This is a genomic window from Nocardia sp. NPDC101769, assembly GCF_044766925.1.
In the GTDB taxonomy this organism is placed as follows: Bacteria; Actinomycetota; Actinomycetes; order Mycobacteriales; family Mycobacteriaceae; genus Nocardia.
On record NZ_JBIWMX010000013.1, the window covers coordinates 110,201 to 127,572 of the forward strand.

At 67.3% G+C, this 17,372-nt stretch carries 12 protein-coding genes; 5 read left to right on the forward strand and 7 right to left on the reverse strand.

The genetic code is table 11. The features are described 5' to 3' along the window. Positions 1–47: 47 nt before the first annotated feature. Together uvrA and ACIRRA_RS21360 are read right to left on the reverse strand one after the other, a co-directional pair. A complete protein-coding gene (uvrA, locus tag ACIRRA_RS21355) occupies positions 48–3,047 on the reverse strand; it encodes an excinuclease ABC subunit UvrA (RefSeq protein ID WP_402770614.1) in 3,000 nt (999 codons plus the stop codon). Positions 3,048–3,170: 123 nt separating this feature from the next. Next, positions 3,171–3,998: a sigma 54 modulation/S30EA ribosomal C-terminal domain-containing protein gene (locus tag ACIRRA_RS21360; RefSeq protein ID WP_402770616.1), complete on the reverse strand. Its 828-nt coding sequence runs from the start codon at positions 3,996–3,998 to the stop codon at positions 3,171–3,173. Between the two features lie 253 nt (positions 3,999–4,251). Here ACIRRA_RS21360 and ACIRRA_RS21365 point away from each other — a divergent pair, with 253 nt between their 5' ends. Then, a complete protein-coding gene (locus tag ACIRRA_RS21365; RefSeq protein WP_357002915.1) occupies positions 4,252–4,899 on the forward strand; it encodes a response regulator transcription factor in 648 nt (215 codons plus the stop codon). Between the two features lie 72 nt (positions 4,900–4,971). Beyond that, a complete protein-coding gene (locus ACIRRA_RS21370) occupies positions 4,972–6,702 on the forward strand; it encodes a GAF domain-containing sensor histidine kinase (protein WP_402770620.1) in 1,731 nt (576 codons plus the stop codon). A 46-nt stretch (positions 6,703–6,748) separates the two neighbouring features. Here ACIRRA_RS21370 and ACIRRA_RS21375 read toward each other — a convergent pair whose 3' ends face one another. Next, on the reverse strand, positions 6,749–7,894 hold the full coding sequence (locus ACIRRA_RS21375; RefSeq protein WP_402770622.1) for a beta-ketoacyl synthase N-terminal-like domain-containing protein: 1,146 nt from the start codon (positions 7,892–7,894) through the stop codon (positions 6,749–6,751). Between the two features lie 227 nt (positions 7,895–8,121). Between ACIRRA_RS21375 and ACIRRA_RS21380 the strand changes: the two genes are divergently transcribed. After that, positions 8,122–9,453, forward strand: coding sequence for a diguanylate cyclase domain-containing protein (locus ACIRRA_RS21380; RefSeq protein ID WP_402770877.1), 1,332 nt, complete (start codon positions 8,122–8,124; stop codon positions 9,451–9,453). A gap of 161 nt (positions 9,454–9,614) precedes the next feature. Then, a complete protein-coding gene (locus tag ACIRRA_RS21385; protein WP_402770625.1) occupies positions 9,615–11,891 on the forward strand; it encodes a HelD family protein in 2,277 nt (758 codons plus the stop codon). A gap of 90 nt (positions 11,892–11,981) precedes the next feature. Here ACIRRA_RS21385 and ACIRRA_RS21390 read toward each other — a convergent pair whose 3' ends face one another. The 3 genes from ACIRRA_RS21390 to ACIRRA_RS21400 all read right to left on the reverse strand — a co-directional run bounded on the left by ACIRRA_RS21390 (position 11,982) and on the right by ACIRRA_RS21400 (position 14,295). Continuing rightward, a complete protein-coding gene (locus ACIRRA_RS21390; RefSeq protein WP_357002922.1) occupies positions 11,982–12,434 on the reverse strand; it encodes a universal stress protein in 453 nt (150 codons plus the stop codon). A gap of 460 nt (positions 12,435–12,894) precedes the next feature. Beyond that, complete coding sequence (locus ACIRRA_RS21395; protein ID WP_402770628.1) at positions 12,895–13,311, reverse strand: DoxX family protein; 417 nt, start codon at positions 13,309–13,311, stop codon at positions 12,895–12,897. 87 nt (positions 13,312–13,398) lie between these two features. Next, positions 13,399–14,295 (reverse strand): DUF6597 domain-containing transcriptional factor, encoded by an 897-nt coding sequence (locus tag ACIRRA_RS21400; protein WP_402770630.1) that lies wholly within the window; start codon positions 14,293–14,295, stop codon positions 13,399–13,401. Positions 14,296–14,351: 56 nt separating this feature from the next. On the opposite strand from ACIRRA_RS21400, the gene ACIRRA_RS21405 reads away from it, so the two are divergent. Beyond that, positions 14,352–14,834 (forward strand): VOC family protein, encoded by a 483-nt coding sequence (locus ACIRRA_RS21405; RefSeq protein ID WP_402770633.1) that lies wholly within the window; start codon positions 14,352–14,354, stop codon positions 14,832–14,834. A 125-nt stretch (positions 14,835–14,959) separates the two neighbouring features. On the opposite strand, the gene uvrB is transcribed toward ACIRRA_RS21405, so the two are convergent. Beyond that, the gene (gene uvrB / locus ACIRRA_RS21410) at positions 14,960–17,125 is read right to left on the reverse strand and encodes an excinuclease ABC subunit UvrB (RefSeq protein ID WP_402770636.1); all 2,166 of its coding nucleotides are present in this window, start codon (positions 17,123–17,125) and stop codon (positions 14,960–14,962) included. Positions 17,126–17,372: the final 247 nt, after the last annotated feature.

Sequence of the window (17,372 nt, forward strand, 5' to 3'; positions counted from 1 at the left end):
ATGGCATGCCGATCGGGCGTGAACGGCCCGATCGGCACCCGTGAGCATCAGCGGAGAGCGGCGGCCTTGCGGCGGGCGGCGGCTGCCTTCTTGGCGGCGGTGGCCTGGGCGTCGGTCTTCGGGGCGGCCTTCTTGGCCGGAGTCTTCTTGGCTGCCTTCTTTGCCGGCGTGGGTTCGGCGAGGGAGGCGGACTGGGCGGCGAGGACGTCCTTCAGGAACTGGCCTGTGTAGCTTTCCGGGACTCCGGCAATGTCTTCCGGGGTGCCCTGGGCGATGACCAGGCCGCCGCCGGAGCCGCCCTCGGGGCCCATGTCGAGGACCCAGTCGGAGGTCTTGATGACGTCGAGGTTGTGCTCGATGACGATGACCGTATTGCCCTTGTCCACCAGGCCGTTGATGACCGTCAGGAGCTTGCGGATGTCCTCGAAGTGCAGACCGGTGGTGGGCTCGTCGAGGATGTAGATGGTGCGGCCGGTGGAACGCTTCTGGAGTTCGGCGGCCAGCTTCACGCGCTGGGCCTCACCGCCGGAGAGCGTGGGGGCGGACTGGCCGAGGCGAACGTAGCCGAGGCCGACATCAACCAGGGTCTTGAGGTAGCGGTGGATGGAGGTCACCGGCTCGAAGAATTCCGCCGCCTCCTCGATCGGCATATCGAGGACCTCGGCGATGGTCTTGCCCTTGTAGTGCACCTCGAGGGTCTCGCGGTTGTAGCGCGCACCGTGGCAGACCTCGCAGGGGACGTACACGTCCGGGAGGAAGTTCATTTCGATCTTGAGGGTGCCATCACCCGAGCACGCCTCGCAGCGGCCGCCCTTCACGTTGAAGGAGAACCGGCCCGGCTGATAGCCGCGCACCTTGGCCTCGGTGGTGGCCGCGAACAGGGTGCGGATCTTGTCGAAAACGCCTGTGTACGTAGCCGGATTCGAGCGCGGCGTGCGGCCGATCGGCGACTGGTCGACCTGCACCAGCTTGTCCAGGTGATCGAGACCGTTGACGCGGGTGTGGCGGCCGGGCACCTGCCGCGCGCCGTTCAGCTTGTTCTGGAGAACAGTGGCCAGAATGTCGTTGACCAGCGTCGATTTACCCGAACCCGACACGCCGGTGATCGAAGTCAGCACGCCCAGTGGGAAACTCACGTCGATGTTCTTCAGGTTGTGCTCGATCGCGCCGACCACCGTGAGCTGCTTGCGTTTGTCGATCGGCCGCCGCACCAGCGGCACCTCGATCTGCTCACGGCCGGAAAGGTAAGCGCCCGTGAGCGATCCCTTGTCCTTGAGCAGCCCCTCGTACGGACCCGAGTACACCACCTGACCGCCGTGCTCACCGGCCAGCGGGCCGATATCGACCACCCAGTCCGAGGCGTGAATGGTGTCTTCGTCGTGCTCGACCACGATGAGCGTATTGCCGAGACTCTTCAGCCGCGTGAGGGTTTCGATGAGCCGGCGATTGTCGCGCTGGTGCAGGCCGATCGACGGCTCGTCCAGCACGTACAGCACGCCCACCAGGCCGGAACCGATCTGGGTGGCCAGGCGAATACGCTGCGCCTCACCGCCGGACAGCGTGGCCGCGGCGCGCGAGAGCGTCAGGTACTGCAGACCGACATCCAGCAGGAAGCCCAGACGAGCCTGGATCTCCTTGATCACCTGCGCCGCGATCGCCGCCTGGCGATCGTCGAGGGTCAGGGAGTTCAGGAACTTCGCGGCATCACCGATGGACAGATCCGACAGGTCCGCAATGGATTTGTGCTCCGGCCCCGCCGACAACGTGACCGCCAGAATCTCCGGCCGCAGTCGTGCGCCATTGCAGACGGGGCACGGGATGTCCCGCATGTACCCGTCGTAGTGCTCCTTCATCGCCTCCGATTCGGTGGCGTCCATGCGCCGCTGCAGGAACGGCATCACGCCCTCGAAATCGGCGTAGTACGAACGCTTGCGGCCGTAACGGTTGGTGTAGGAGACGTGCACCTGCTCGGAGCTGCCCTCCAGGACCGCCTTGCGGGCCTTGAGCGGCAACTGGTTCCACGGCGTGTCCATGGAGAAGCCGATGGCCTCGGCCAGACCCGACAGCAGACGGGTGAAGTATTCGGCGGTCTGGCCGCGCGCCCAGGGCGCGATCGCACCGTCAGCGAGGCTCAGATCCGGGTCCGGCACAACGAGATCCGGATCGACCTCCTTCCGGATACCGAGACCCGTGCAATCCGGGCAGGCGCCGTAGGGCGAGTTGAAGGAGAACGATCGCGGTTCCAGATCCTCGATATCGAGGGGATGCCCGTTCGGGCAGGCCAGCCGCTCGGAGAAGCGCCGTTCCCGATCGTGGGCGTGCTCGTCGCGATCCACGAAGTCCAGCACCACGATGCCGTCGGCCAGCCGCAGCGCGGTCTCGATCGAATCGGTCAGGCGCTGTTTGGAACTCGGCTTCACGGCGAGGCGGTCCACGACCACCTCGACATCGTGCTTCTCCTGCTTCTTCAGCTTCGGCGGATCGGTCAGCGGATGCACCACGCCGTCGACCCGGACCCGCGAGTAGCCCTGCGAGTTCAGCGACTCGAACAGGTCCACGAATTCGCCCTTGCGGGTGCGCACCACGGGCGCGAGCACCTGGAACTTGGTGCCCTCCTCCATGTCCAGCACCTGATCCACGATCTGCTGCGGGGTCTGCTTGGCGATCAGATGGCCACAGACCGGGCAGTGCGGGGTGCCCGCGCGCGCGAACAGCAGACGCAGATAGTCGTAGACCTCGGTGATGGTGCCGACCGTGGACCGCGGATTGCGGTTGGTCGACTTCTGGTCGATGGACACCGCCGGGGACAGGCCCTCGATGAAATCCACATCCGGCTTGTCCATCTGCCCCAGGAACTGGCGGGCATACGCGGACAGCGATTCCACGTACCGCCGCTGACCCTCGGCGAAAATCGTATCGAAGGCGAGCGAGGACTTTCCGGACCCGGACAGACCAGTGAAAACGATGAGACTGTCGCGGGGTAGGTCGAGATCGACCCCTTTGAGGTTGTGCTCCCGCGCTCCGCGCACCGTCAGGCGATCCGCCACTGGCCATCCTTCCAACGTTTCAGCATCCAGACATACCCCCGACGCCATGCTAGGGGCACCCACCGACAAGTTTGATTACGCGTGCTGAAACGCTGGTCACAGCCTATTTATTGCGAGATGTGACTAGACCGGCCGATCGGCGGGCACGGCCGTGGCGCCCGCCACACTCGGCAGCTCCCGCCGCACACAGCCCGCGATGGCCCGCGGCTGCAGGACCCGATCCCGGTCCCGATCGCGCGAGCGGCCCTCGGCGCCGGCCGCGGTGACCAGCGCGAGATCGCCGTCGAAGCGCCGATACAGCAGCCGGCCGCGACGAGTACCGGCATCGGTGAAGAACAGATAGGGCAGCCCGCCCAGGCACAGCCGGGCCCTCGCCTCGTCTTCGAGCAGGACCGGCACGCCGTCGCGCATCCGGCCCTGGGTCCGCACGCCGAGCGGACCGGTCCAGCAGACCACCGCCTCGGATCCGGTCTCGGCATCGATGAACAGGTGCGCGTCGTAATCCATGGCATCCAGCACCCGCGCCGCAGCGGCGGGTGTGGCCACCTGTAATCGACAGTCCTTGCGCCGCACGATCGGTCGCGGCTCGGTCACCGCGGACAGCGAGGGCCGCGCGGGATCCGGCCAGGGCCGGGACAATTCGTCCGGCGGGCAGCCCAGCCGCAGATCCAATCGCTCCAGCGCGAAGGTGGCCGCGAACCGCCCCGGCCCGGCGACCTGCACCCGGAACGCCTTCGCCGGCGTCCGGACACCCGCCTGCACCAGCGTGCTCTCGACCTCGGAGTCGGGCCAGCGCAAGCGTGCCCGCACCGGCCCTTGGACCCCGTGCCGGCGCAGGATCCTGCCCAATCCGCGCACCACCCGGGTCACCTCCCCCGACGGGACGGGCCCGTGCGTGGTCACCACGAAATCCGGATCGAGTCCACTCGACCACACGTCGAATGCGCCCATGCCGACCCCGCTCTCCCTGTTCCGACCCGGCAACGCGCCTCCATGGCAACACACCACGGTCACCCTTGACAGTGCCGAAGGTCCCAAAACAGACCACTTTCGGGGAAGAGTCTCCGACAAAAATTGCCGGATAAATTTCCGGACAGTTCGGGCGCCGGAAACTAGGGACCTTCGGCGGTATCCGCACCTCTTCCCGCGAGATACGTTTGCCCCTACCATTTCGCGCGCCCACGACCCGAGCTTGGAGGCCGTCGTGATCAAAGTCTTCCTGGTCGACGATCATGAGATCGTCCGCCGCGGTCTGACCGACCTGCTGGAGGAGGATCCCGAACTGACCGTCGTCGGCGAGGCCGGTGACGTCGCCCAGGCACTGGCCCGGATCCCGGCACTGCGCCCCGACGTGGCGGTGCTGGACGTACGCCTGCCCGACGGCAACGGCATCGAGCTGTGCCGCGACCTGCTCGCCGACATCGACGACCTGCGCTGCCTGATCCTCACCTCCTACACCGACGAACAGGCCATGATGGACGCCATCCTGGCCGGCGCCAGCGGCTACGTGGTCAAGGACATCAAGGGCATGGAGCTGGCCAAGGCCATCAAGGAGGTGGGCGCGGGCCGTTCGCTGCTGGACAATCGCGCGGCCGCCGCGCTCATGACACGGCTGCGGCGCAGCACCGAATTCGACGGCCCGCTGGCCGGTTTGACCGATCAGGAACGCAAGCTGCTGGACCTGCTCGGCGACGGCCTCACCAATCGGCAGATCGCGGAACGGATGTTCCTGGCAGAGAAGACCGTCAAGAACTACGTGTCCCGGCTGCTGGCCAAACTCGGCATGGAACGCCGCACCCAGGCCGCCGTCCTGGCCTCGAAATTGCGTACGGGACAGCCACGTTCGGCATGACAACCATCCGGCAACGTCGGCCGGAATAGAATCCCGCTTGCCGTGTCGTATCCGCCGGACCGCAGGACAACCATGCACGACACACCCCGCACCGGTCCCTACTCGGTGCGTGAAACGCTGTCGCAGTTGCGATTACGCGAACTGCTCACCGAGGTCAAGGACCGGGTCGAACAGATCATCGACGCCCGGGATCGCATCGACGGGCTGGTCGAGGCCATGCTCGCGGTCACCTCCGGCCTCGATCTGGACCAGACCCTGAGCACGATCGTGCGCGCCGCCACCATCCTGGTCGACGCCCGTTTCGGGGCGCTGGCGGTGCGTGGGCACGAACAACAGCTCAGCCGGTTCATCTTCCACGGCATCGACGAGCAGACCCGGGTACGGATCGGCGCGCTGCCCGAGGGGCACGGCGTGCTCGGCCTGCTACTCGACGTGCCCGAACCGCTGCGCCTGGACGACCTCGCACGCCATCCGGCCACGACCGGATTCCCCGAGCACCATCCGGTCATGCGCACCTTCCTCGGCATGCCGGTGCGAATCCGCGGCGAGGTCTTCGGAAACCTGTATCTCACCGAGAAATCCGGCGGGCACCCCTTCACCGAGGACGATGAGGTGCTGCTGCAGGCGCTGGCCGCCGCGGCCGGCATCGCCGTCGACAACGCCCGGCTCTACGAGCAGGCCCGCACCCGGCAGGCATGGATCGAGGCCACCCGCGATATCGCCACCGAATTCCTGGCCGACACCGAACCCAGCAAGGTGCTGGCCCACGTGGTCGAGCATGCCCGCGAGCTGACCGCCTCCCGACAGGCGCTGCTGGCCGTGGTCGCCGATCCCGACGACGCGCCCGAAGACGTCGCCGAACTCGTTGTGGCGCAATGGTCCGGCCCCGACGAGCCGGCGGACGGGCACGCGGTGAGCACGGCGTCCACCGCCGTCGGGCAGGCCCTCATCACTCGCACCCCGCTGCGCTTCGACGACGCCCGCCACATCGACCTGGGCACGCCCATCGCCGATATCGGCCCGGCCCTGGTGCTGCCGCTGCACACCCCGGACTCCACCCTGGGCGTGCTGATCACGCTGCGCGCCGCCGAATCCGCGCCCTACACCGACGAATTGGTGGAGCTGATCGCCGCCTTCACCGATCAGGCCGCGCTGGCCATGCAACTGGCGGTGGCACAGCGCCGCATGCGCGAACTCGACATCCTGACCGACCGCGACCGGATCGCCCGCGACCTGCACGACCACGTCATCCAGCGGCTGTTCGCCATCGGGCTCTCGCTGCAGGGCACCGTGCCGCGCGCCCGGGTTCCCGAGGTGCAGAAACGGCTGGCCGACGCCATCAACGATCTGCAGGACGTGGTGGAGGAGATCCGCACCTCCATCTTCGATCTGCACGGCGGCGACGGGCACAGCACCCGGCTGCGCCAGCGCATCGAACGCGCGGTCAAGCAGCAGACCACCGCCACCGACATCCGGGCACTCATGCACATCACCGGACCGCTGTCGGTGGTCGAGCCGGCCCTCGCCGATCACGCGGAAGCCGTGGTGCGCGAGGCGGTCTCGAACGCGGTCAGACATTCCGGGGGCGACACCATCACCATCGATATCGGCGTGGCCGACGATCTCACCATCGTGGTCTCCGACAACGGCCGCGGCATTCCGGACGACGTCACCCCCTGCGGCCTGACCAACCTGGCCCGGCGCGCCGAACAGTCCGGTGGCAGCCTGGCGGTGTATCCGCGGCGCGATCCGAGCGGCGACGGCACCGGCACGAAACTGCACTGGTCGGTGCCACTGCATTGACTCGCTGAGATCGAGCGTTATCGACTCGGCGAGATCTCGGGTGTCGTCAGCCGACCGGGCCGAGCACCACCGCGGAGTTGTTGCCGCCCATGCCCAGCGCGGTCTTCACCGTGATGCCGTCGACGCCGTGCCGGACGCCGTTGACCAGATTGGGATGCGCGGGCGCCACGATCGGGGCCGACACCAGCAGCCCGCGTTCGTAACCCATTGCCGCGACGGCCACTTCGACCCCGGCCGAGGCGGCCTGGCAGTGCCCGGCCAGCGGCTTGAGCGCCACCACCGCCGGGCGATCGTCGAAAAGCTCGGCCAGCAGCGCGGTTTCGGCTGCGTCGCACTGCGCGGTGCCGGAACCGTGCGAATTGAGGTAGGCGACCTCGTCGGGACGGACATCGGCGCTGTCCAGGGCGCAGCGCACGCACTCGAAGATCTGGGAGTAGGACGGCTCCACGGAGATCACGTGGTGGCCGTCGTTGGACATGGCCCCGCCGAGCATCGCCGCATAGGGTCGCTCGGCGTCGCGGGTCGCCAGGAACGCGACCGAGGCCTCGCCGAAAACGAAGCCGCGGCTGCCCTGCTGGAAGGGGCGGCAGGCGTCGAGGGGGTCGGCGTCGTCGACCGCCGCGCCGAGTGTGACGAACGGCTGCACCATCTCCGGAATCCCGGACAGGTCGGTCGCGACCACCAGCACGTCGTCGGCGATGCCCTGGGCCAGCCACAGCTGCGCGGTGACCAAGGCCACGTTCGCCGAGGAGCAGGCTGCGGTCACGTTCATGGCCGGGCCGTGAAACCCGAACTCGCTCATCAGCATCGACACCGGGGTCGAGGGAAGTAATCGAAGATAGTCGCGCGAGCGCCGCTGCCCGCCGTCGACGGTGTAGAAGTCCCGCCACTCGTGGGCGTTTCCGAGCACGATGGCGTGCAGCAGGCCGACCGTCCGGCCGGGCCGCCAGCAGCGTTCGCGCGCATCGGCCACCGCCTCGCGCGCCGAGCCGATGACCGCCCGCAGGTAGCGGCTGGGCGGTAGATCCGGATCGCCGCCGTCCGGCACGCGGGCAATCCACCCCTGCCGATCGCGTCCGGGCCCGTACCCTGGAAAGAGCCGGGCTGCCGGTTTGCCGGTCAGCAAACCTTCCCAGAGGGTTTCGCGGCCCCAGCCGTACGCGGTGACGGCGCCGATGCCGGCAAGCGTCATATGATCTTGATGCCGACCTGCGGTCATCGGGACGGGGATGGTGCCAGGCATTCGCATCGCTCCTCTCGGGCCGTTGCCCGTAATGATCACCACTCGCGGGCCGATGCTGTGTGGAACTGTGATTCATTCAATACGGTCAGCAAGGGGCACCAGCAAATTTGTAGATAACAGAATGGTGCCGTGCTCCAGTGACGTGTCGGAACGACGATCAGGGGGTGCATGACGTGATGGGTAACGATCGGGCAAATGACTCGGCCAATGCCGAACAGCTGGCCCAGCGATACCGGTCCCTGGTGGACTACAGCCCCGACGGGGTCGTGGTCCACGAGCGTGGCACCGTCGTCTACGCCAACCCGGCGATGCTGCGGCTGCTCGCCGCCGCAGATCCGGAAGATGTGATCGGGCAACCGGTCACCAATTTCGTCGAACCCGGTTCCGTCTCCCCCATGCTCGACCGCATCCGTCGTCTCACCATCGCGGGCACGGCGTCCGACCCCGCCGAGATGACGCTGATGCGATGCGATGGCGGCAGCGTCGAGGTGGAGACCGTGTCGGTGCTCACCGCTTGGCACGAACACCTCGCCTACCAGGTGGTGGTGCACGACCTCACCCCGCAGCGCCGCGCCGAGGCCGCCCAGCAGCGCGCCGAACATTTCTTCACCGCGGTGGTGTCGCAATTGGAGGAGGGGGTGGTGGTGATCGACCGGCACGGGCGCATCGAATCCGCCAATTCGGCCGCGCGCCGCATCTTCGGCTACGACGCCGACGATCTCGTCGGCACCCACATCCACGACATCCCGCTGAGCCTGCTGGACGCCAATGCCCAGCCCATGCCGACGTCCTGGTATCCGGTGATCCGCACCCTGGCCACCGGGGAGACGGTGACCCGCTTCGTGTTCGGGCTCGACCGGCCCGACGGGCAGCGGCGCTGGCTCTCGGCCAACAGCCGGCTGCTCAACCCCAGCGATCCGGACTCGGCGGCGGTGTCGTCGTTCAACGACATCACTGAATTCCGGGCCAGCCGAAGGCAATTGGAGTACCAGGCCACCCACGACCCGCTCACCGGGCTGGCCAATCGGGCGCTGGTGCTGTCGCGACTGGCGGCGGCCCTGGGCACCACCGAGACCCTGCCCGTGTCCAGCGTGCTGTTCATCGACCTGGACGGGTTCAAGGCCATCAACGACACCCTCGGGCACGCCATCGGCGACACCGTGCTGCAGATCGTGGCGCAGCGGCTGCAGCGCGGGCTGCGCTCCGAGGACATCGTGGGCCGTATCGGCGGTGACGAATTCCTGGTGCTGTTGTCGGGCCGCACTCTCGGCGATGATCTCGACACGCTGATCGCGCGGCTGCGCCAGACCATGGCCGAACCGATCATCGCGCGTGGGCACCGCATCCAGGTCGACGCCTCGATCGGGGTGACGGACCTCTGCGCGGGCGACAATCGCACCCCGGAGGCCGTCCTGCACGACGCCGACCTGGCCATGTACCGGGCCAAGCCGCCGAACCACCAGAACGGAACCCTCGGCCGCCGCAGCGACAGCACGCATGCCTCCTGAATCTGGCAGTTTCGGGGCTTGTCACCTGGTGGTACGGCGCGCGAGGGAATCGCGAACTAGACTCGACAACTCTGTTCTCGATGCTTCGCGCCCCGTACCCAACACGGCGGACGTGGTGAAGAAGGAGTTCCGTTTTGCCCGACCTCACCGAGGAGCGTTCCGTGTCCGATTCCGCTAACGCGGCTTCCCCGGACCTGGAGCGCGAGCAGCAGTACCTCACGAAGCTCTACGAACAGCTCGACGGCATGCGCGCCTACGCCCAGCGACGGCTGCGTACCGTGCTGCTGGAGACCGGCGGCACGCCGCAGGCCCGCAGTGAGCGCGAGTCGTTCACCCAGCTCTACTCCGAGGACCTGGCCAAGTACGACGCTGCCGAACACGGCCTGTGCTTCGGCCGCATCGATATCGCCGAGAACGGTGACAGTGAGCACCGCTACATCGGGCGTATCGGCATCCTCGACGAGAGCGCCGATTACGAGACGCTGCTGCTGGACTGGCGCGCTCCCATGGCCCGGCCCTTCTACCTCGCCACCACCGCCGCGCCCGACGGCGTGACCCGGCGGCGGCACATCCGCTCGCGCAACCGCACGGTCACCGGGGTCAATGACGAGTACCTGGACCTGGATGCCGCGCAGCGCGCCGGGGTGATCGGCGGCGACGGCGGCGTGGGCAGCGAGAGCGCGCTGCTGGCCGCGCTCAATGCCGCCCGCACCGGGCACATGAACGACATCGTCGAGACCATTCAGAGCGAGCAGGACGCCATTATCCGCTCCGAGCACAAGAGCGTGCTGGTGGTGCAGGGCGGCCCCGGCACCGGCAAGACCGCGGTGGCGCTGCACCGCGCGGCGTACCTGCTGTACACCTACCGACAGCAGCTGGACAAGGCCGGCGTGCTCATCATCGGTCCGAACTCGACCTTCCTCGATTACATCGGCCAGGTGCTGCCCTCGCTGGGTGAGACCGGGGTGCTGCTGTCCACCGTCGGCAACCTGTACCCGGGAATCCAAGCGACACTGGAGGATTCGCTGCGCGCCGGGGAACTCAAGGGCTCCCTCGACATGCTCGAGGTGCTCAAGAAGGGAGTGCGGGACTGGCAGGAGGTGCCCCGGGAGCCGATCCGGCTCTACTTCGACGGGCACCAGCTGGAACTGGACCGCAAGATCGCCACCAAGGCCCGAGGCCGCGCCCGCTCCTCGCGCCGCCCGCACAATCTGGCCAGGCCCGTCTTCGCCGCCGCCGTCGTCGACGCGCTCACCGATCAGCTGGCCGCCGCCATCGGCGCGAATCCGCTGGGCGGGCGAAACCTGTTGAGTCAGACCGATCTCACCGAGATCCGCGACGAGATGCGGGCCGATCCCGAGATCCAGCGCGCCATCGCCGGACTGTGGCCCATCCTCACCCCGCAGGAGGTGCTGGGCGGGCTGTGGGCCGACCCCAAGCGCCTGGCCGATGCCGCCGGGCGGCTGAGCCACGCCGACCGGGCCGAGCTGTACCGGTCCGACAGCGGCGAGTTCAGCGACGCGGACGCGCCCCTGCTGGACGAGCTGGCCGAACTGCTCGGCATCGACGACAGCGAGGAGCGCGACCGCGCCCGCCGCCGCTGGCGCGCCCAATTGGCCGAGGCCCAGGACGCGCTCGACATCCTCACCGGTTCCGCGCCCCAGGATCTCGAGGACGATCTGGATCCCGAGCTGCTCATGGCCTACGACCTCATCGACGCCTCCCAGCTGGCCGAGCGCCAGCAGGTGCGCACCCGGCAGACCACGGCCGAACGCGCCGCCGGCGACCGCACCTGGACCTACGGCCACGTCATCGTGGATGAGGCACAGGAGCTTTCGGCCATGGCGTGGCGAATGGTCATGCGCCGCATTCCGAATCGCTGGATCACCGCCGTCGGCGACGTGGCCCAGACCGGCGACCCGGCGGGCGCCTCGTCCTGGCAGCAGGTGCTGGAACCCTATGTGGCCAAACGCTGGAAGCTCACCGAGCTGACGGTCAACTACCGCACCCCGTCGGAGATCATGGCGGTGGCGGCGGACGTGCTGACCGCCATCGACCCGGCCGCGCCCGCGCCGCGCTCGGTCCGCGACTCCGGCTTCGAGCCCACCGCGACCCGGGTGGCGGCGCCCGAGCTGGCCGACGAGGTCAAGCGGCTGATCGCCGCGGAGGCCGAGCATCCCGGCACCACCGTGGTCATCGTGCCGCACGACCTCGCCCCGGAACTCGCTCACCTGACCGATGATTCGGTGCGCGTGCTCACCGTTCACGACGTGAAGGGCCTGGAGTTCGACGCGGTCATCCTGGCCGAACCGCACCGGATCCTGGGCGAATCGCCGCGCGGCGTCAACGATCTGTACGTGGCGCTCACCCGAGCCACCCAGCGCCTGGCGGTCGTGCACTCCGCGGACCTCCCCGAGGTCCTGCACCGGCTGCGCTGACCAGGACGGCGAACAGCGAAGCGGCCGAGCCCACATCGGGCTCGGCCGCTTCGCTGGAACGGGGTCCGCTCTCTTGGAACGGGAGTTCGCTCAGCGCACGGTGTGCACGATCAGCACGTCGCAGCGGGACTTGCGGGCCACATCCGACGGCACCGAGCCGAGCAGGCGACCGGCCAGGGTGTTGAGGCCGCGGTTACCGACGACGAGCAGGTCGGCCTCCACCTCCTTCACCAGGTCCAGCAGCGAATCCACGGGCTCGCCGACAACGGCCTTCTCCACTACGTTCACCGCGCCGACGGAGACGGCCTTGTCCCGCGCGACGCGCAGGATCTCGCTGGTCGGCGCGGAGCCGCGCACCTGGTATGCCTCGTCCTTCAGCACATCCGCGGCCGCGGCCACATCGCGGTCGTCGGTCGGGAAATACGCGCAGGCGATGTACAGTGTGGCGCCCTCGTCGCCGGCCAGAGCCGCGGCCCGCTCGACGGCGACGTACGACGAGTCCGAGCCATCGGTACCGACGACGATCGTCCGGTAGGCGGTCATTTCTCCTCCAAGTACAAGGGTCGGGGCCGCGGAATCCTCGACGGTGGGGTTTTCACCGCGGCAACTTCGCCTGACAATAGCGGCATAACCGGCGGAAATATTCGATATCGCAACACATCACACTTCCGTGCCGTGATCAGGTCCGGGCTCATTCCGGTTCCCGCCGCGAAGACGGCCTCGGCTACCAGCGAATTTCCGAAGCGCCGCGACCTGGCCCACAATATGCCAACGGTGTTGCGTCCCTGGGAGATTCGTCACAAGCCCGATATGCCCCGGACCGGCTGCGGGCCGTTCGTTGTGACATCGCACGACGAACGGCCCGCGAAACAGTGACTTGGTCTTGCCTCACAGCTCGCGATATTCGGCCCACAACCAGCCGAGAATCGCGCCGAGGATGGACATGCGATCCTCTTCCCTCCCGCCGATCAATGACGCGCAATACTAACGCGGCCGGATCGGATCAGAGGCTGAAAAGCGGCCCGGTGAGCGTCAATCCGAGATCCCCGCCGGTGTGGGCGAAGAACGCGAACAGCATGAGCGCTGCGCCGGCGAGCGCGATGTCCTTGTTGAAGTGCACCATCTCGGTCTGCTTGGCCTCCGCGTCGGTCTCCTTCCAGAAGGGGTGCATGACGAGGGCGGTCGGCAGCAGGAAGGCGAACAGCAACAGCGTGCCCAGGTCGGCCCAGACGCCGAGCAGCACGCTCAGCCCACCGGCCAGCAGCAGCACGCCCGACGCGGGCACCGCCAGATCGGCCATGGGCACCCCCTTGAACTGCGCGTACTGCACCATCGTCTTCCGCTGCGCGAGATGCCCGAAGCCCGAGCCGAGGAACAGCAGTGCGAACAGGATCCGTCCGATCAATACCAGCATGTCCATAGCCCGCTCCTTCGATGATCGATATGCCATTGGGTGACACGGCAACCAACTTCGGGGGTACTGAAATTATTCCCGGACCAGCAGTCATCAGGATGGTAGCGAGATGCGGGCGTATTCGAGCGGCGGCAGTCCGATCTCCTTGGCGAACTCGTTGGAGAAGTGCGCCTGATCGAAGTAGCCGAGCTCGACGGCCAGCGCGGCCAGGTCCGAGGTGCGGCCCTCGGCCAGCAGATGTGCGCCGTCCTGGAGGCGATAGCGGCGCAGCACCCACTTCGGGCCTGCACCGACATAGCGGCGGAACAGCCGCTGCAGGGTCCGGACGGGAATGCCGAAACGCTCGGTGACCTGGTCGACCCGGGTCAGATCGCGATCATGCTCCATGGCCTCGATGATCGCCAGCACCTGGCGATAGGCGGTGTCGTCGCCCCCACCGGCCTCCTCGCGCCGGACCCCGACCAGGAAATCCTCGATCAGGTCCCGGCGGCGTTCGGCATCGTCGGTCGCGAGTACGGCCGCTGAGAGGGCGTCGGCCGCCGGGAAGATATCGGTTGCCGGGACCGAGGTATCACTGAGAGCCCCGACGTCCAGGCCGGTGAACGCGCCGAAGCCGCCGGCCCGGAACTTGACCCCGAAAGTCTCACCCTCCCCGGCCAATTCACGCACGTACTTGGTGGTCCACACACCGGTGACGAAGGCGCCGGTGCGTTCATGGGTGCGCTCGAAGGTCAGATTCACGCAGGGATAGGACAGCACCTCGGCCCGGAAGGGCGGCTGGCCCCGCCGATCCCAGCGCACCGCCCAGTACCACTCGACAAAGCGGGACACCCGCGGGTTGGCGGGCAACCGGGAGTGGTTGTTGGCCCGGTTCTGCTGGCGGGGCCACAGAATGCCCTTGGCGGTCTCCGGCGGTGGCACCGGCCGCGGCGAGAACCGGCCTCCGGCAGTGCTTCCGCCGACCCCTTCGGCAGTGTTTCCACCGGTCATCGCGCCTGTCGCTTTCTTACAAGACCATCGCCGCCGCGGCGGCGAGAGTAGTGCGCATGAGCAACGCAGTGAATCCGATACCCGAGGGCTACCACTCCATCACCTGCTTCCTGGCCGTCCCCGATGCCAATGCGGCCATCGAGTTCTACTCCGCCGTCTTCGGCGCGAAGGTACTGAGCCGCAACGATCTTCCCGACGGCCAGGCCGCACACGCCGAACTCCTCATCGGCGACTCCACCATCCAGGTCGGCATGCCCATTCCCGACGAGGGCCTGCGCGCCCCCGCCGACGACTGGGTCCACACCAGTGTCGTCCACTACTGCCCGGACGTGGACGCCGTCTCGAAGCTGGCCTCCGAGAACGGCGCCCGCTTCGTCGCCGAACCCGCCACCTTCGTCACCGGCGACCGCTTCGGCCGCATCATGGATCCCTTCGGCCACCGCTGGATCGTCATGACGCGGGTAGAGGACGTCTCGCGCGAGGAGGCCGAGCGCCGTGTGAATGAATGGATGGCCAGTTCCGCCTCCCCGAGCCTTTAGCGGACGGCCAAGTGCCGCTGACAGCTGACAACCCGTGCCGGCGGTTGGGTGCCGAACCGATTCGGGACGTACCCGGCGAGTTACCCCCGCCTGCACGAAATCAGTTGTTACGTCGGCAATTTCCCTCACGATAATCCAGCAGCGTCCATACCGCGTAGTTCCTTCTTCAGGTCGGCGATCTCGTCGCGGAGTCGTCCTGCGAGCTCGAACTGCAGCTCACGCGCCGCGTTCATCATCTGCGCGGTCATGTCCTTGATCAGGTCGGCGAGTTCGGCGCGCGGCATGTTCTTCACATCGCGGCCCTCGTAGACACCGGCGCTCACCGCCCGCCCGGGCTCACCCTGGGCGCGGCGGCCGCGGCTGACATTGCGACCCGAGCCGCCCACCTCGACCTCGGTCTCCTCGGCCTCGCGATACACCTGGTCGAGAATGTCGGCGATCTTCTTGCGCAACGGTTTCGGGTCGATGCCGCGCTCTTCGTTGTAGGCGATCTGCTTGGCCCGGCGGCGTTCGGTCTCGTCGATGGCGTGGCGCATGGAGTCGGTGATCTTGTCCGCGTACATGTGGACCTCGCCCGAGACATTGCGCGCCGCACGGCCGATGGTCTGGATGAGGCTGGTGGCCGAACGCAGGAAACCTTCCTTGTCGGCATCGAGAATCGCGACCAGCGAGACCTCGGGCAGGTCAAGACCCTCACGCAGCAGGTTGATACCGACCAGCACGTCGTATTCACCCAGCCGCAGCTGCCGCAACAATTCGACACGGCGCAGGGTGTCGATCTCCGAGTGCAGATAGCGCACGCGCACACCGAGTCCCAGCAGATAGTCCGTGAGATCCTCGGCCATCTTCTTGGTCAGCGTGGTGACCAGCACGCGCTCGTCGCGGTCGGTGCGCAGCCGGATCTCGTGCACCAGATCGTCGATCTGCCCCTTGGTCGGCTTGACCACCACCTGCGGATCCACCAGGCCGGTGGGCCGAATGACCTGCTCGACGAATTCGCCGCCGGTCTGGCCCAATTCGTACGGGCCGGGCGTGGCCGACAGGTACACCGCCTGCCCGATCCGATCGGCGAACTCCTCCCAGGTGAGCGGCCGGTTGTCCACCGCCGACGGCAGCCGGAAGCCGTACTCCACCAGGTTCCGCTTGCGCGACATGTCGCCCTCGTACATGCCGCCGATCTGCGGCACGGTCACATGCGATTCGTCGATGACGAGCAGGAAATCCTCGGGGAAGTAATCCAGCAGCGTGGCCGGCGCGGTTCCGGCGGCACGGCCGTCGATATGCCGCGAATAATTCTCGATACCGGAACAGAAACCGACCTGCCTGATCATCTCCAGATCGTATTGGGTGCGCATCCGAAGTCGTTGCGCCTCCAGCAATTTGCCCTGCTTCTCCAAATCCGCGAGCCGCTCGTCGAGCTCCGCTTCGATATCCCGCACGGCCCGCTCCATGCGTTCCGGGCCCGCAACGTAGTGGGTGGCCGGAAAAATCCGGACCATATCCACCTGACGCACCACGTCACCGGTCAGCGGATGCAGATAATAGAGCGCCTCGATCTCGTCCCCGAAGAATTCGATGCGCACCGCCAATTCCTCGTAGGAGGGAATGATTTCGACGGTGTCGCCGCGCACCCGGAAACTACCGCGGGTGAACGACATGTCATTGCGCGTGTATTGCACATCCACCAGCAGGCGCAGCAGCCGATCGCGATCGATCTCGGTGCCGACCTCCAGCTCCACCGACCGATCCAGGTACGACTGCGGTGTGCCGAGGCCGTAGATGCACGACACCGATGCGACCACCACCACATCCCGCCGCGAGAGCAGGCTCGACGTGGCCGAGTGCCGCAGCCGCTCGACATCGTCGTTGATCGAGCTGTCCTTCTCGATATAGGTGTCGGTCTGCGCGATGTAGGCCTCGGGCTGGTAGTAGTCGTAGTACGAGACGAAGTACTCGACCGCGTTGTTCGGCAGCATCTCGCGCAGCTCGTTGGCCAGCTGCGCGGCGAGGGTCTTGTTCGGCGCCATGACCAGCGTGGGCCGCTGCAACCGCTCGATCAGCCAGGCCGTGGTGGCGGACTTACCCGTACCGGTGGCGCCCAGCAGCACCACGTCCTTCTCTCCACCCCGGATGCGCCGCTCGAGCTCCTCGATGGCGGCGGGCTGGTCACCGGCCGGCCGATGCTCGCTGACGACCTGGAACTGCCCGTCGACGCGCTCGACGTCGCCGATGGGTCGGTGCTCGGAATGAGCGAGCGGCAGGTCGTCCGGGATCTCGGTTGCAAATGCCATGTCCCCAGCCTAGGACCCCCCACCGACAATCCGGTCCGCCTCCCCGGGCCTTCAGCGGACGACCGAGGGCCGTCGACAGTGGCAACCCGGGCCGGCGGTTGGGTGCCGAACCGATTCTGGACGTACCCGGCGAGTTACCCCCGCCTGCACGAAATCAGTCGTCGCCTCGGGCACGGTTGCCGGGTGTTCGACTCTGTGTCGACAGGGTCGCCCGCTACCCGGTTCCCCATGCCACGCATACGATTTC

Excerpts from the sequence above, each read along its gene's own strand:
- ACIRRA_RS21360 (WP_402770616.1), bottom strand. The coding sequence starts at position 3,998 with ATGGGCGCATTCGACGTGTGGTCGAGTGGACTCGATCCGGATTTCGTG.
- ACIRRA_RS21370 (WP_402770620.1), top strand. The coding sequence starts at position 4,972 with ATGCACGACACACCCCGCACCGGTCCCTACTCGGTGCGTGAAACGCTG.
- ACIRRA_RS21375 (WP_402770622.1), bottom strand. The coding sequence starts at position 7,894 with ATGACGCTTGCCGGCATCGGCGCCGTCACCGCGTACGGCTGGGGCCGC.
- ACIRRA_RS21380 (WP_402770877.1), top strand. The coding sequence starts at position 8,122 with ATGGGTAACGATCGGGCAAATGACTCGGCCAATGCCGAACAGCTGGCC.
- ACIRRA_RS21390 (WP_357002922.1), bottom strand. The coding sequence starts at position 12,434 with ATGACCGCCTACCGGACGATCGTCGTCGGTACCGATGGCTCGGACTCG.
- ACIRRA_RS21395 (WP_402770628.1), bottom strand. The coding sequence starts at position 13,311 with ATGGACATGCTGGTATTGATCGGACGGATCCTGTTCGCACTGCTGTTC.
- ACIRRA_RS21400 (WP_402770630.1), bottom strand. The coding sequence starts at position 14,295 with ATGACCGGTGGAAACACTGCCGAAGGGGTCGGCGGAAGCACTGCCGGA.
- ACIRRA_RS21405 (WP_402770633.1), top strand. The coding sequence starts at position 14,352 with ATGAGCAACGCAGTGAATCCGATACCCGAGGGCTACCACTCCATCACC.
- uvrB (WP_402770636.1), bottom strand. The coding sequence starts at position 17,125 with ATGGCATTTGCAACCGAGATCCCGGACGACCTGCCGCTCGCTCATTCC.